Raw genomic sequence first — 13,640 nt, 5'->3', positions numbered from 1 at the left:
GGAAAGTCGAACGACAATCGTCACTCGACTTTCCAGTCGATAGCGTGCCCCGCCAAGCGTATTGCCATTCCCGATCATTAACTTGCACAAACAGTCCCCTCCTTGTCACCTTGCAAATCACTGACTGGTCCACCAGGCCAACAGTTCTGGTGACCAGAATCGCTCGGGCAATGGCATGATGAAATAGGGAGCCTTGTGGGAAACAACGACGGGCAGAAAGGTTTCGTGCAAGTAACCACCGGGCAGATGTTTGCGAAGAAACATCGTGGTCGAAATGTAACATGGCACATTCGGGGTGAAACGCTTGGGAGCGTTCCAGCCGAACGCCCTCACCGTTTCCGCTTCGAGATAATCGCCGATTCGTTTTAGCTCGGCGTCATTGCTGGGTTGGCCACGCGTTGCCGCGATTTTTTCGGCGACCGACGCCAGGTAGGCAGGTGTGATCTTGCCGGTGGTGTCCAGTGAAAACACCATTTCGCCGGGAGCGTCACCGTTGTCTTCGCGAGTGGGCGTTGCCGGACCCCATAGTTCACCGTTCGCTTGGATGATGTGCGCCCAGACCACGCTGCCTTGACGAAAGATGCTTCGTTGGCGACTGCTCTTGAGCAATTTGCAGAGGGGAACGAAAAAGAGCCAGCCGTAGACCCAGCTCATCTCCATCTTGAGGTACTCGCTGGTCGGGGCATCGAAATCACGTGGCGCAGCGCCGAACCGCTGCTGACACTCGGTGAGCCATCGTGCCCAGGGCGGCTCCTGTTGCTGAGGGATTTCATCGACCGGCTGCGCAACAACCACAGGAATTTCTTCCACGGGTTGCGGTGATGCGGGGATTTGGAATCGTTGACCGCAACCTTGGCAAACGGTTTGCTTGCCCGCCGTCTCGGGTGGTGCTTTGTAGGATTTCTTGCAGGCGGGACAGGAAAAACGAATCATGCGGTGCCCTTGCTCGTGGGGATCGACGGGAGCGTTGGTGCGTGAGTTGGTCTGGGGAGGGAATTCTGGCGAATCCCATTACGGGGATGTAGAGAGTTGGCGGATTAGCGAGTCCAGCGGAGCCAATTGTTGAATAGTTTAGCGACAAACGGGGTGAGGCGAGTTTTGTTGTATTGGTCACCCAGCTTTCGTATGGATTCGGCTTGCGTGGGATACGGATGGATCGTTGACCCGATTTTTTTCAGTCCCAGGCCATGCGTCATCGCCATGGTGAACTCGCTGATGAGATCGCCCGCGTTTTCGGCCACGACGGTTGCGCCGACGATTTTATCGGTACCCTTTTTGACGTGCACCCGTGCGAATCCCTCTGTTCTGCCTTCCAAGATGGCTCGGTCGACTCCCGACAGCGGTTGCGTGTAGGTATCGATTTTGATTCCTCGCTGTGCCGCTTGATCGGGCAATAATCCGACGTGAGCCAGTTCGGGTGAGGTGTACGTCGACCAGGGGATCACGAGCGAACTCGCTTTGCTTCGACCCATGAACAGCGTGTTCCCAATCGTCAGTCGAGCGAGGAAGTCAGCGGCATGGGTGAACTTGAATCGGGACGCGACATCACCGGTGGCCCAGATCCTTGGATTGGAGGTTTGCAACCTGTCGTTGACTTGCACGCCTTGGCGAGCGTCGTATTGCACGCCCACGGTTTCCAAACCCATGCCATCGACGTTGGGAGTGCGACCGATACCGATCAGGACCTCATCACTGATGACTTCGTGCTCGATGCCTTCGATCTCATAGACAGTGACTTTTTCATCACCACGTTGAAAGAATCCAGTGACGTTCGCATTGAGCACGAATTTCACTCCGTCGCGAGCCATGGATGATTGGACGATCGCGGCGGCATCTGAATCTTCGCGGGCCAAGATGTGCGTCGCCTTTTCGATTTGCGTGACTTCGCTGCCGAATCGGGCGAACGACTGAGCCAGCTCACAGCCGATGGGACCGCCACCGATCACGGTCAATCGTTTCGGCAGCTCGGTCAGGGAAAAAATCGTTTCGTTGGTCAGGGGTTGGATCTCGTCCCAGCCGGGTATGGACAGCTTGGCCGCCCGAGCACCGGTCGCAATCACGGCTCGTTTGAACTTCAAATCTCGTCCTGCGACGGAAACCGTGTCCGACGACGTGAACTTGCCCGAACCGATGAAGACATCGATGCCCAAATCGCGGAAACGTGCGGCCGAGTCGTGGGGGCTGATGTCGGCGCGAAGTCGGCGCATCCGTTCCATGACTTTGCCGAAGTCCACCGTCACATTGTCGACGTGGATACCGAATTCGTCTCCGCCGCGCGCGGTCGCTGCGACTCGGGCAGCGCTGATGATGGCTTTGGAGGGGACGCATCCGACGTTCAAGCAATCGCCTCCCATCAAGTTGCGTTCGATCAAAGCGACCTTGGCCCCCAGACCGGCGGCTCCCGCGGCCGTCACCAGTCCGGCGGTACCCGCGCCGATGACGACGAGGTTGTAACGACCCGACGGAGTCGGATTGACCCACTGAGGCGGATGGACATTCTCCGCAAGTTTTTGGTTGTACTGATCAAAAGGCTGCAACTCGGGTGAGTCGTGATGGGCTGCGTACATGGTTTCATTGCTCACTAGAGATTCCTTTTTCAGCATGCTCTCTCGCGTCATCGGTCGTCCGTGTTTCGATTCCCCGATTTCGCTTGACCGATCCAATGATCTTTTTGGCGGCGAGAGGAAACAAACCTAAGGCGATAAAGGCGACGATCAGTTTCCACGAGAGGATGCCTCCCGCACCATTTTCAGCCAGTGCATTGAGCGTGGGGAAACTTGCGCCGGCGTAAACGTAGACTGCGGTCCCCGCGAGCATTCCGAGTTGGCTGACCCACCAAAACGTCCAAGTCTTCATCGGAGTCAGGCCCATGACGACGTTGATCACGAAGAACGGTACCGCCGGGATCAGTCGCAGCGTGAACAGATAAAACGCGCCTTCACGCTCCAGATTTTCATTGAACGTCGCAAGTCGATCACCAAAGCGAGATTGGATGGTGTCGCGTAGTAGAAAACGGCTGAGCAGAAATGCGACGGTCGCGCCGGTTGTGGAAGCAAAGCTGACCAGGACCATTGCTCGTGCGAACCCAAAGTACCAGGCCATGACGAGCGTCAAGACGGCCGCTCCGGGAAGCGAAAGTCCGGTCACACCGACGTAAATGCCAAAGGCGACTGCGTACACCAGGATGGGATGGTCGATGCGATAGTTTCGCAGCGCGGTCTCGTGACCGGCGAGGTTTTCCAGCGTCAGTGAATCGCCATAACGCAGGTAGGCGTACGTCGCGATCAAGCCAACGCCCAGCAGGACCAGGACCTTGGTGATCGGAAAGGATTTGGGACTCTCAGTGGCATCGGTCATTGTCGGCTCGCCGAGTGAGAGTGTCAGTCCGCTTCAACGTGACAGTATGCCGAACGGCAACCGTACGGCTAAGTCTCTGGTGCCATGCTTTTTCGATGCTCGACGGCTTCGCGTTTGGTGCGAAATGTTTTGAAGCGTTGCTTGCCGTCTTCGTTCCAGAAGGCGACCCAACGGCCATACTTGTTTTTGGCAACTCCAGTGACTCCCGATGAGTTGTTCGAAGCACGGGACTTCTTTGGACCGCTTCGCCAACGTCGCGGTCCTAATTCGCTCAGTTTGGCGTCTCGCCATTCTTTAGCAATGGCCAGTGACTTGCGAACCCCGCCATTGCTGAACCGAAAGTACTTCGAGTGCTCTTTGCCTGATCGGACGATCCGGACGGCCCAACCATCGGCCTCTCGCCGGATGTTTGTCATTTGATTCACATCAATTGCCTATCGATCTGTTGAGTTGGAGTTTTTTCTATCGTGTCGGCTCTCGTATCACCACAAATCGCATGCGAGTGGCTGGGATACGATCGATTTCACTCGCTTGCGCTTCGTGCTCGTATTTGCGGACATCCCGCTATGGTTGGCAGCGATGCAGCGTCATCAGGGCAAAGGCGGTTCCGTAGGGTCGATGGTAGTCGTAGAGCGGGTAGTCCCACCAACTGCCGTTCGTCTCTTGGCGATCAAGCATCAACTTTGCCAAATGCCCACTGTATTCATCTTGCAATGATTCGGGCAACTGTTCAAGACAGCGACCGGCATAGAAGTGACCGAAGTAGTAGAAGTAGCCCGCAACCTGCATCCAGGATTCGTGGGGGATGGGTCGTTTGCGGCCAATGTCCAGCCAGCCGTTGCGCAAATACAGGCGTACCAGCCACGTCTGCAGCACTTCGTCCGTGATCGACGGGTCTTGCCACAAGCGAAGGGCAATGTTGCAGCATTGGCTGCGTCCAAGACTACCTCCGGGGCGATTGATTTCCCGAGCGGGCCGCGTTTTCAGATACTCACCGTAGAGATAACTGAAATCCGGTTTCTGCTGTCGTTGCAACGCGGCGATGGCACGATCGACCATTCTCTTTGGCGGCTCGACCCCGATGTCACGTGCTTCTGACAACGCGACCAAAATCGCACCGTTAACGAAACTGATCGAGTCGGAGGTTGGCTGATTGCTTTGATAACGAAAATCGTAGTACCCCCATCCCCCGTCGACTGATTCATATCGCTGTAGCTTGTCGAATTGCCCCTGCAGCAGCTCCACGATTTTCGCTTGTTTGCCCGCGTCTCCCTCGTGCCGTCGGTGCAATCGAACCAATGCGCTGATCGAGTAGCCATGTCCCCAGACGTTGTAGATCGCGTCGCCGCTGGCACGCCGCAACGTCGAGATGTGGTCGTAGAGCCATTGTTCGGCTCGCTGGATCGTTTCGGCCGCACGAGGATCATCACCGGCGACTTCCAACAGGGCGCTCAGGCACAAAGAGGTGGTTCCTGCGCGAAAAGCATGGTGGGCGCCCGGCACGGGGGCGTAAATATTCAAGTCCTTTGTCTTTGTCGCTGAGCCCCATGATCCGTTGGCATTCTGATCCTCGATCAAGAAATCGACTCCACGTCGAATCGAGGCTTGGATCTCATCCGCCGTGGGACGCTTGATCTCCGGCAAGGCCGCTGCGTCGAGCGTTCCGTTTTCTTTGTCCTGAGAGCTGGCCGTTGTCAGGCTGCACAGGGTCAGACAGCAAAACGCCACGAACAGGATGAAGCTTCTGTACCGAGCCGGAAATTTGCAATCGATCATTCTTTCGTTCCCTGGTCATCCGTTGGTTCGGTGAACTGCAGCTCGCAGCTCATGGTGGGGACGATCTTGTCCAGGTGCTTGCCGCTGACATTGACCACGCAATCGTACTTGCCTGGCGCATAGGGGACCGCAGCGACCGACCTGACTTTGCCGCTGAGTTTGCAATCGGGGAACGCTTTGGCGACCACCTTGGCTTGAGTCCCCGGCGTGACCAAGGCGACGTGTTCCTCGGGCAGATCGACTCGGATGACCAGTTTTCCGGTCGTGACCAGAGTTGCGATCGTTTGCCCCGCGTTGACTTTGGCATCCGGTTCCCAGGACACCGGCTTTGCGGGCAACACTCCACGGGTGAGTTCACCGTGTAGCACGATGCCGTCATGTGGCGCCTTGATGACCACGCCCGCGCGTTCAGCTCGCATTTCGGTGAACTTCTTTCTTTGTTCGGAAAGCTCATCGCGTTTATTGGCGATCTCGATGTCGCGTTTTCGACGGGCGTTGTCCAAATCGTGCATCGCACGATCATAAGTCATCATGGCACGATCCAAGCTGTCTTTGCGGCTGATCTCGGTTCTTGGGATCAGCACGTCGATCGATCGTTGTGTACGGATCTTTGCGTCCTCGAGTCGAAAGAGAGCGGACTCGGCGGTGAACTTAGCGCGTCGCAAGACGATTTCTTCGGACTCTTCCGTCAAATCATCTTCGTCGTACATCTGTTGCAGTTGCTGCAACTCTTCTTCGGCGCTTTCGACGGAGAACTCATTGGACTTCAAGTTCTGGTGCGCCGAAGCGATGTCCCGTTCAAGTTCTGTTTTGACAAAGTGATCGTAGTCATTGCGGGCTTCGTCACGGGCACGCTTGGCCGCCTGTTTGTCAAGCTCTTGTGTTTTGAGGAATTGCTTGTAGGAAAACTCTTCACTTTGCATTGCCAGTTCGGCAAGTTTGAGATCCGATTCGGCCTTGTCGAGTTGTTTGTCGAGGTCCTCTGTTTTGAACCATACAACAGGCTGACCTTTTTTGACGGTCGTTCCATGAGGAACGATCTTGGACAGTTCCAGCGTCGTGAGGTGTTCGTTGTCGACGGACAGTTCCGTACTCTGGACCGCTTCAAACACACCGGGGATTTTGACAAGCTTGGGTTCGGCCTGCTTTGCATCTTCGGGTTTGATATCGCTGGCCGACTCTGGCTCGGCTGGCTTGGCGTCTTTTTCGTTTTCCTGGGCAAAGCCCGTGGAGGCAAAGGGTGCCATCAGCATCGCAGAGATGAGCAGCATTTGGGGAATTCGAGTGCAGTTCATGTTGTCAGTACGGGTGATGGATGCGGAAATGGTTGCTATCGTGATAACCATGATGGCTGGGCGCGGTCGGCGCGTCCAGTTTTCCGATGATCAGATCGCGACAGAAAGCAGAAACAGATGGCTCATTCCTTCCGTCCCTCCGTGTGTATCGACGCTGTCCTGGGAGAGTTGCCCGTTGATGAGGCCGTTCACCTCGTCTCTGACGCCGGTATCCGTGCCTTTGAATTCTGGGGCTGGTGGGACAAAGATTTGGAAGAAATCCGTGTTGCTCGCGACCGTTTCCAGATGCAGATCTCTGCGTGCTGCACCAAATTTGTCAGCTTGGTCGACCCCAGCACACGTGCCCAGTACCTCGACGGCCTCCGCGAGTCGATCGCGGCAGCCCAATCACTGGAGTGCCGAACACTGATTTCACAAGTCGGCGACGCACGTCCAGGTGTCTCCCGAGAGGAGCAGCACCAGTGCCTGGTCGACGGACTCAAAGAGGCTGCAGCGTTGTTGGACGGTTCTGGCGTCACGCTGGTCATCGAGCCGCTCAACGAGCTGGTGGATCACGCCGGTTACTACTTGATTCGCAGCGACGAAGCGTTCGAGATCGTTCGCAAGGTCGACCATCCCAGCGTCAAGGTGGTGTTCGACATTTATCACCAGCAGATCAGCGAAGGAAACGTGATCACAAACCTGACTCGCGACATCGACTTGATCGGCCATTTCCACGCCGCCGGCAATCCGGGACGGCATGAGCTGACCGTGGGCGAATTGAATTACCGAGCGATCTTTGACGCGATCGCAAAGACATCGTACGACGGCTTCGTCGGCTTGGAATACTGGCCGATCGGAGATCCTGTATCGGGGCTCGCCGAAGTAGCACGGTGGTTCGAATCGTGAGCCGCGAAGGAGTCGAGCCTGCGTGTAGTTGTCACGAGGTGTCCAAGAGCCAGCGTACAACCCACTCTAGCGGACGCTTGAAGGAACGTTGCCGTGAAACTTCGAGAGGATTAGGTAGGCAAGAGCGTCGTCTTTGGTTTCGAGGAAGAACACAAGATAGGACACACCACTGCGTCCTGGATAATCAAATGAGCGTTTGGTACCACCAGCTTGAACCCAGCCTGTCGCGGGCCGGCCAGGATTGAATTGAGTTGCCCCAACACCAGACCAGTGATCGCCCACCGTTCGATAGGGACCGGGAATGTCAGGCTCGACTTCAATGTTCCAACCCCGCAGATCGGAAGTTGTGGTGAACCATTCCAAGTCATGGTAACGAAGGGGTTCGCGATGAAAGAACGCTAACCCAACCCAAACGAGTACTATGACAATCGCCGTAAGAAACAGGAGTCTACGGATCAAAAAGGCAATTCTTGGATTCCAGTCCATTTGGTCTGTGTTGTGCAACGGAAGGTTTCTGCCACACCGCCCTGAACGAAGCGGTGGAGTTTGAATCACGAACAGCTAATGATACGCCAGCCCCGCCTGAAGTGCAAAGGAAGATGTGCCGCAGGCCTACCGTAAAAACCAGGTTAGGCGGCGATCTTGGGCGATCGAGGCCAAGCCGCTGCAATGGCGAGTGATATACTGGCGATAACAGTGATCGTTTCGCCGGCGTACCATTCGTAGAATGATGGGCGATAGTCAACAACAAGCGAACGCAATACGGCGCACGCCGTTACTGAAGCAAGAGATACGGACAGAACGAAAGCAAGAGTTCGGTAGTTTCGGGCGTACGAAACGACGGAAAGGAAAAGCAAGCCTGTATAGACGAGCTTGAACGAAACGATAGTCGTGCTGTCAGTGATTTCGAGCATGCCTGATAGTGTTATCGAATCGCGTGGGGCGACGAGAACGACTGCTAAATGCATAGCGCCTAGGACAGACAGCGCGACGGAAGCAATTCGCCCTAGCCAAGCAATTGTATTCGACGGCGGAGAGGTCGTCGCACGGGTATCGACACTGGACGTAGGGGATGTGTAGGGGTTGGAATCCACTGCGTCCGCTCAACGGAAGGTTTTTACGACACCGCCACTACCAACGCGAAGATGTCCTGAACTGGATTTGATTGTATAATGGAGTCGACGCCAGCACCACATTGAAGGTGTGCCCGTAGGGCCTTAGCGTAAAAACCATGTTATGTGCCACGGCCCATTGGAATGAAACGATGAATCTGAATCTGCCAAATGAAGTCAATGATTTCGTGAAAGGTCTTGTTGCCCAGGGAAGATTCAATTCTGAGGAGGACGCCATCGTTGAAGGCATCAAGCTTTTGATGGGACGCGAGCAATTACGTGGAGAGATTCAAAAGGGCGTAAAGCAATTGGACGCTGGCGAGTTTTACGAAGAAGAAGCTGTTTTCAACGAGGTCAACGCTGAGATAGACAAGCTAGAAGCCGAACAGCAAGGAAGCTATGAACATGCCGCGACTCCGGTATTCTGCGGAATCGAAAGAAGACCTCAAACAGATCGCTCGATTCATTGCCCGCGATAAACCAGGCGCGGCCCGTCAGTGAGTTCAAAAGCTGCGCGAGAAGTGCCGGTTGGTGGGCAAGCATCCCGACGTCGGCGATACGCGTCCGGAACTTGGCGAAGGGATTCGATCCACGTACGTCTGCAGCTACGTGATTTTCTTCCGCCGCGTCGAAGGATTTCTTGAGATCGTCCGAGTTATTCGAGGCGATGTTGACGAACCTAAAATCTAGGGGCACACAACGGAACGTTTTTACGACAAGCCCCTGAACGAAGCGAGCGATGTCTGAACTGCGCAGCTTGTATCAAGGCAGGCCCGCGTTGACAAAGCAGGAAGGTGTGCCCGCAGCGTCTCAGCGTAAAAACCATGTGAGGCGTCCCTACGCATCAGAGACAGTGTAATCATCGCGTGGCGCCCAATCGCCGTCACCCAAGAACTGAGCAGCCCGATCTGCAAGGGATACGTTGCATGAACTCAGGAACGCGGAGTTGCCAGCGTCAATAAAGTTTGCATTGTTGAGTATGTCGTTGACCTTCTTGGGGAAGTCGGACATCAAGTTGCGGAACAGAACCTGAGAGAGGTGATAGCTGAGCGCTTGCCCGTCGTCTGGAGAATAGAAGGAGTCTCCCGACCAGAACGCGTCAATCGTCCGTGAGTTCCAGTAGCTGCGATGGCGGCGAAGTATTTCATGATTCACCATGAAGTAGGATGAACCCATCACAACATCCTCGATGAACTGCGTAACACCCTCGTTGAGCCAGAGCGGCAATGGCAAGTGGCGTAACAAAGCGTGGTTGAGCTCGTGTGCGATAACGCGCTGGTAGTTGTCACCATAGGCGGGACATATTGCAAAGTGGCCGTACCCGACGTCGAGAAACATTCCGCCGGAGCGGGCGAATTCGCCCTCGTCAGGGTAGAAGTCGCTGACGTAATCGTAGTAGCTGTCAATGTCAGCAAACAGCATGACAACGTGTTTGCCAAAGCCTTGCACACTGGCAACACCGTCGAGCGTTTTCAGGATGACTCTTCGAGCACGTTCCGAAGAGGCGAGAATCCTCTGACCGAGCGCGTCGTCAGCTGCGAGGAGCAAGAATTCGGGTGACTCCAGTACTACGTAATCGAGCGGCAGGGAATCAGCGAGACGGGAAAGCCAGTCACGAGCGATCTGCGTCCACGATTCGTCGAGTGAAGCAGTGTCAGCGTTAGCGTCGACCCATGCGGAGATAACGTCCCACTTCGGACGCGGTAAACCTTCGCGAACGTCGATGGCACCATGGATTTGCGAGAGCAAGTCTTCCATCAGATTTGATTGAGTCGATTAACGGGCGGTTTTGGAGACACCGCCGCTACCGATGCGGTGGAGTTTGAATCACAAGGAATTGTACTAGTGCCAACTCCCCGCTGCCAAAGAGCCGAGATGTGCCGAAGGCCCAGCGTAAAAACCATGTTAGGCGACCGTGCCATCATCCAACGGTTCGGCCGCGTCCGCGATCCATTGTGCAATTGATTCGGGTGGATTGAGCCGAATTGCACGCTTTGTGTTGGTGTAGTCGGGTGGCACAACCTCGACGTTGATCATCAAGTTACGGCGGTGCTCGTTGGAACCGAAGAAACCCACCGAGTCGAGACGACGCATGGCAGACTCGAGAGCAGACAGCCGCAATTCGAATTCGGCAGTCCAATTGTCCTCCCCCATTGCAGGGCGAGCCAGCCACAAGTCGCGAACGCGTGCAAAGTGCTGCGCGCCAAAATCAAGAAATGGCGAATCAGCGTAGTGCCAGCGGTCAAGCTCAGGTTTGTCGGAGCGTGCAAGCGATTCGTGAGACCATGCAGCGATGCAAGGAGGAAGAGCTTCACCGGTCGTGATAAGCACGCAATAGTAAAACGTTTCGCCGGTGGCAAAGAGTTCGCGGAACGCCAGAGCGGCAGCGTCGACAACCGCATCGGTCAATTCACCTACGGTTGGAACTGCCATCAACAGAGGTCCCATAACGGAAGGTTCTTACGACACCGCCCCGAACGAAGCGGGTGATGCCTGAGCTACAATGGATTTTACCGTCAGAGGGCGGCTCGAACAAACGACAGCGGTGTGCCAAAGCCTTCGCGTAGGGGCCATGTTGGGCGGCGGCCTAAATCAGGCGGTTATGCATCACGTTGTAGATGGCCGACCGTAACTCGCCACAGAGTCCAACATGTGCTATTTGGTCGTTGTGGATTACGCCGGTTGCAAATTCATCCTCATTGTCATCGAAGTGCACACATGCAGTACCGTCACGAGCCAAAACAAACCGCGGTTCAGTTCCGTCGCTGAGGATAAATGGCTCGGTACGGTTCGATTCCCACCATTCGCGCAAAGGACCAGCCACATCGCGGAGTTCTTCAACGATGCGATTATCGAGTTCGTCACGGGTAACGTACAGCGGAACCAAAGCGGGGGTTGACCTACAACGGGAGGTTTCTACGGCACCGCCCTAAACGTAGCGAGCAATGCCTGAACTGCTTGCGATTGTACCAACGCCTAGGCTGGTTGCTACAGAGCCAAGGTGGCGCGAATGCCTAACCGTGAAAACTATCGCGGACAGTTTATTTCGCTACGGAAAACTCAGCGTCGAGGAATTGCTTCCAGCTCGGCGCATCTGAAACGGGTACCCATACCGAGAAGGTGCCATCGGAATCAAGATGGTAGTGTCGGTGAGCTGGAAACGCGTCCCACATTCGGTGAGTGAAATCCAAACGTGCATCAGAACGCGCAGCGGAACCGTCGAAAGACAACCTAGGAAATGTTGCGGTCAGCTTTGCGAGAACCTCCAGATCGACAAGTCGTTGCCGATGGAACTCGTACCTCTGCATCACGGCATCGACATCGATTCCCGTTACGTCGTAAGAAGCGAGGCCGTGCGATTCGGGCCGTGGGTTGCCAAAGATCGTGTTGAATTCAGCGTTCATTCGCCACGAATGGTACGAGACGCGGATTTGGTGTCGAAAAAAGAACCCGCCTAGCAGTGCAAGTGCCAATACGGCTGCAACGAGGAGAATTGTGCGACTGCGATTCAATTGATGAGGTTGTGCTACGGAAGGTTCTTACGATACCGCTGCTGAACACGACGAGCAACGAATGAATTACGAGTCACTGTACCAAAGCAAGCCCGCGTCGCAAAACGAGCGGGAGGGGGGGGCGGAAGGCCTCAGCGTAAAAAACATTTTGTTGGACACTGAAGCGAGTTAACGGTCTCCATCCCAGACCAATGCGACAGGATCAATGTAAAGATCATGATACGCGGGTTCTGCAAACGCCGGGTAGCGACCGATCGCCCAGTCCATGAAGTCGTCAACAGAATCCAGTGTAACGGATGGCGTCGATTCAATAGTAATGCATCGTCCGCGTCCCACGGCGTATTTGACGATCATGAGTTCCGCGAACAGAAAATTGTAGGTCGAAGCAGCATCATATTCGCGCGCCTCATCCAGTGCATCCAACTGGGAAGCCGTCACGGTGTTGTTGAAAGGAAGCGACGCGTCGCGCGTAAGTGATGATTTGAGATGCGCGATTTGGTCGGCATTCATCGTCGTGTTCATTCGGCCGGTGTCCAAAAACGGAAGGTTTTTACGACACCGCCGTGAACGAAGCGAACGATGCCTGAACGACGGAAATTGTACAAACGGAGGGCGGATTGAACAAACGACAAAGCTGTGCCGACGGCCTAGCGTAAAAACCATGTTATCGGCCGCTACGCGCTGCCATCCACGCATCCACAAGTGGACGAAACGCACCAGACGGTTCGACGGTTGCAGCGGGAATGTAGATGGATACACCTGAGTCAGGAATCAGGAAGACGCCATCGGTCGCAGGAATGATTTTGGAGAACGCAACAATCTGGATCGTGCCATGCGCGACGAAAGACGTTGTCGTCAGCTCGGATTCGGAGAGTTTCATGTCGACGGTTTTGTTTTCACGAGTTGCATTAACGCGCGCATTGACCCAACGAGATTTATGGGTGAGCGTCTCGACAAGTTCGTAAACGCCAAAGCACGCGAACAACGCGCCAAAGGCCCATTTTGCGGGAAACGCAAAAGCCATGATGACGCCAAACGCGAGCAAAGCCAACGAAAGGTAAACCGCGTAGGGGCGAAGCTTGGCGCGATGCCGGAGCCAAGCGTCGTAGTGTGATTCGTAGTACGCGCGGTCAAACACCAAGCGAGCGGTTGCATTCATGGGAAACCAGCGGCGGGCAACGGAAGGTTTTTGCGACACCGCCCTAAACGAAGCGAACGATGCCTGAACTACGAAAATTGTACCAAGGCCATCCCGCGTGACCAACCAAGTAAGGTGTGCCGAAGGACTCGCGGAAAAACCATGTTGGGCAACCAGCATCGCTATCAGTCTGCGTTGTCGAGAACCACGTTGTTGCCCGGCTTTTTTGAGGTGACACCTCTATCAAGAATGGAGTGTCGGGGAGGATTTGACTGCTTTTAGAGACGCCTCATCATTAGGCGACATCGTGGATTCTGTCAGAAATCCTGTTCGGAAGGAATTCTGGCGAATCCCACTACCAGGTAATGGATCGTCGCTCCTTCCGTTGGCGAGGCTTGGGGAAAGATTGTTGGTCGCATTCGTCGTCTTTGTCTCATTGGTCCTATTTGAAACTGTGGCTGCTCGCGAGATGATTGACGCTGGGCGGTGAATTGGGGCGGGGTATCGCAGAAGGTGCGATTGGCCGGCTGACACCGGTACACCAACGTGCGGTGCGATCTCT

General features: G+C 55.1%; 16 protein-coding genes. 3 read left to right on the top strand and 13 right to left on the bottom strand.

All coding sequences use genetic code 11. The features are described 5' to 3' along the window. Positions 1 to 117 precede the first annotated feature (117 nt). The 6 genes from Pla52nx_RS01195 to Pla52nx_RS01170 all read right to left on the bottom strand — a co-directional run bounded on the left by Pla52nx_RS01195 (position 118) and on the right by Pla52nx_RS01170 (position 6,428). On the bottom strand, positions 118 to 933 hold the full coding sequence (locus tag Pla52nx_RS01195; protein WP_146517735.1) for a hypothetical protein: 816 nt from the start codon (positions 931 to 933) through the stop codon (positions 118 to 120). Between the two features lie 104 nt (positions 934 to 1,037). Continuing rightward, positions 1,038 to 2,582 carry a mercuric reductase gene (locus tag Pla52nx_RS01190; RefSeq protein ID WP_408022646.1) on the bottom strand — a complete coding sequence of 515 codons (1,545 nt, stop codon included), beginning with the start codon at positions 2,580 to 2,582 and terminating at the stop codon, positions 1,038 to 1,040. Then, on the bottom strand, positions 2,572 to 3,357 hold the full coding sequence (locus tag Pla52nx_RS01185) for a TVP38/TMEM64 family protein (protein ID WP_146517734.1): 786 nt from the start codon (positions 3,355 to 3,357) through the stop codon (positions 2,572 to 2,574). The genes Pla52nx_RS01190 and Pla52nx_RS01185 overlap by 11 nt, the downstream gene beginning before the upstream one ends. A 68-nt stretch (positions 3,358 to 3,425) precedes the next feature. Next, positions 3,426 to 3,773, bottom strand: coding sequence for a hypothetical protein (locus Pla52nx_RS01180; RefSeq protein WP_146518611.1), 348 nt, complete (start codon positions 3,771 to 3,773; stop codon positions 3,426 to 3,428). A gap of 148 nt (positions 3,774 to 3,921) precedes the next feature. Next, positions 3,922 to 5,133: a prenyltransferase/squalene oxidase repeat-containing protein gene (locus tag Pla52nx_RS01175; protein WP_146517733.1), complete on the bottom strand. Its 1,212-nt coding sequence runs from the start codon at positions 5,131 to 5,133 to the stop codon at positions 3,922 to 3,924. Next, the gene (locus Pla52nx_RS01170; protein WP_342190323.1) at positions 5,130 to 6,428 is read right to left on the bottom strand and encodes an HlyD family secretion protein; all 1,299 of its coding nucleotides are present in this window, start codon (positions 6,426 to 6,428) and stop codon (positions 5,130 to 5,132) included. Before Pla52nx_RS01170 ends, Pla52nx_RS01175 begins: the two co-directional genes overlap by 4 nt. Before the next feature lie 117 nt (positions 6,429 to 6,545). On the opposite strand from Pla52nx_RS01170, the gene Pla52nx_RS01165 reads away from it, so the two are divergent. Continuing rightward, positions 6,546 to 7,316, top strand: coding sequence for a hydroxypyruvate isomerase family protein (locus Pla52nx_RS01165; RefSeq protein WP_146517731.1), 771 nt, complete (start codon positions 6,546 to 6,548; stop codon positions 7,314 to 7,316). 66 nt (positions 7,317 to 7,382) lie between these two features. On the opposite strand, the gene Pla52nx_RS01160 is transcribed toward Pla52nx_RS01165, so the two are convergent. After that, positions 7,383 to 7,802, bottom strand: coding sequence for a hypothetical protein (locus tag Pla52nx_RS01160; RefSeq protein WP_146517730.1), 420 nt, complete (start codon positions 7,800 to 7,802; stop codon positions 7,383 to 7,385). Between the two features lie 778 nt (positions 7,803 to 8,580). On the opposite strand from Pla52nx_RS01160, the gene Pla52nx_RS01155 reads away from it, so the two are divergent. After that, positions 8,581 to 8,907, top strand: coding sequence for a ribbon-helix-helix domain-containing protein (locus Pla52nx_RS01155; protein WP_231741564.1), 327 nt, complete (start codon positions 8,581 to 8,583; stop codon positions 8,905 to 8,907). A 31-nt stretch (positions 8,908 to 8,938) separates the two neighbouring features. Next, entirely contained in the window at positions 8,939 to 9,118 is a 180-nt protein-coding gene (locus Pla52nx_RS01150) for a type II toxin-antitoxin system RelE/ParE family toxin (protein ID WP_261344228.1), read from the top strand. A 147-nt stretch (positions 9,119 to 9,265) separates the two neighbouring features. Here Pla52nx_RS01150 and Pla52nx_RS01145 read toward each other — a convergent pair whose 3' ends face one another. The 6 genes from Pla52nx_RS01145 to Pla52nx_RS01120 all read right to left on the bottom strand — a co-directional run bounded on the left by Pla52nx_RS01145 (position 9,266) and on the right by Pla52nx_RS01120 (position 13,099). Further along, entirely contained in the window at positions 9,266 to 10,186 is a 921-nt protein-coding gene (locus tag Pla52nx_RS01145; protein ID WP_146517729.1) for a hypothetical protein, read from the bottom strand. Positions 10,187 to 10,333: 147 nt separating this feature from the next. Then, positions 10,334 to 10,861 carry a DUF4303 domain-containing protein gene (locus Pla52nx_RS01140; protein WP_146517728.1) on the bottom strand — a complete coding sequence of 176 codons (528 nt, stop codon included), beginning with the start codon at positions 10,859 to 10,861 and terminating at the stop codon, positions 10,334 to 10,336. A 154-nt stretch (positions 10,862 to 11,015) separates the two neighbouring features. Further along, entirely contained in the window at positions 11,016 to 11,315 is a 300-nt protein-coding gene (locus tag Pla52nx_RS01135; protein ID WP_146517727.1) for a hypothetical protein, read from the bottom strand. Between the two features lie 154 nt (positions 11,316 to 11,469). After that, positions 11,470 to 11,832, bottom strand: coding sequence for a hypothetical protein (locus tag Pla52nx_RS01130; protein WP_146517726.1), 363 nt, complete (start codon positions 11,830 to 11,832; stop codon positions 11,470 to 11,472). Positions 11,833 to 12,108: 276 nt separating this feature from the next. After that, a complete protein-coding gene (locus tag Pla52nx_RS01125) occupies positions 12,109 to 12,462 on the bottom strand; it encodes a hypothetical protein (RefSeq protein ID WP_342190322.1) in 354 nt (117 codons plus the stop codon). A gap of 142 nt (positions 12,463 to 12,604) precedes the next feature. Continuing rightward, a complete protein-coding gene (locus Pla52nx_RS01120) occupies positions 12,605 to 13,099 on the bottom strand; it encodes a hypothetical protein (protein WP_146517724.1) in 495 nt (164 codons plus the stop codon). Positions 13,100 to 13,640: the final 541 nt, after the last annotated feature.

Origin of the sequence: Stieleria varia (genome assembly GCF_038443385.1) — a bacterium.
In the GTDB taxonomy this organism is placed as follows: Bacteria; Planctomycetota; Planctomycetia; order Pirellulales; family Pirellulaceae; genus Stieleria; species Stieleria varia.
The sequence above is the reverse complement of the archived record's forward strand: the minus strand, read 5'-3'. Positions and strand labels throughout refer to the sequence as shown.

Bases quoted from the DNA above. Each gene is read 5' to 3' on its own strand.
- Pla52nx_RS01170 (WP_342190323.1), bottom strand. From the start codon at position 6,428: ATGAACTGCACTCGAATTCCCCAAATGCTGCTCATCTCTGCGATGCTG.
- Pla52nx_RS01185 (WP_146517734.1), bottom strand. From the start codon at position 3,357: ATGACCGATGCCACTGAGAGTCCCAAATCCTTTCCGATCACCAAGGTC.
- Pla52nx_RS01160 (WP_146517730.1), bottom strand. From the start codon at position 7,802: ATGGACTGGAATCCAAGAATTGCCTTTTTGATCCGTAGACTCCTGTTT.
- Pla52nx_RS01145 (WP_146517729.1), bottom strand. From the start codon at position 10,186: ATGGAAGACTTGCTCTCGCAAATCCATGGTGCCATCGACGTTCGCGAA.
- Pla52nx_RS01180 (WP_146518611.1), bottom strand. From the start codon at position 3,773: ATGACAAACATCCGGCGAGAGGCCGATGGTTGGGCCGTCCGGATCGTC.
- Pla52nx_RS01140 (WP_146517728.1), bottom strand. From the start codon at position 10,861: ATGGCAGTTCCAACCGTAGGTGAATTGACCGATGCGGTTGTCGACGCT.
- Pla52nx_RS01165 (WP_146517731.1), top strand. From the start codon at position 6,546: ATGGCTCATTCCTTCCGTCCCTCCGTGTGTATCGACGCTGTCCTGGGA.
- Pla52nx_RS01120 (WP_146517724.1), bottom strand. From the start codon at position 13,099: ATGAATGCAACCGCTCGCTTGGTGTTTGACCGCGCGTACTACGAATCA.
- Pla52nx_RS01125 (WP_342190322.1), bottom strand. From the start codon at position 12,462: ATGAACACGACGATGAATGCCGACCAAATCGCGCATCTCAAATCATCA.
- Pla52nx_RS01195 (WP_146517735.1), bottom strand. From the start codon at position 933: ATGATTCGTTTTTCCTGTCCCGCCTGCAAGAAATCCTACAAAGCACCA.
- Pla52nx_RS01130 (WP_146517726.1), bottom strand. From the start codon at position 11,832: ATGAACGCTGAATTCAACACGATCTTTGGCAACCCACGGCCCGAATCG.
- Pla52nx_RS01155 (WP_231741564.1), top strand. From the start codon at position 8,581: ATGAATCTGAATCTGCCAAATGAAGTCAATGATTTCGTGAAAGGTCTT.
- Pla52nx_RS01175 (WP_146517733.1), bottom strand. From the start codon at position 5,133: ATGATCGATTGCAAATTTCCGGCTCGGTACAGAAGCTTCATCCTGTTC.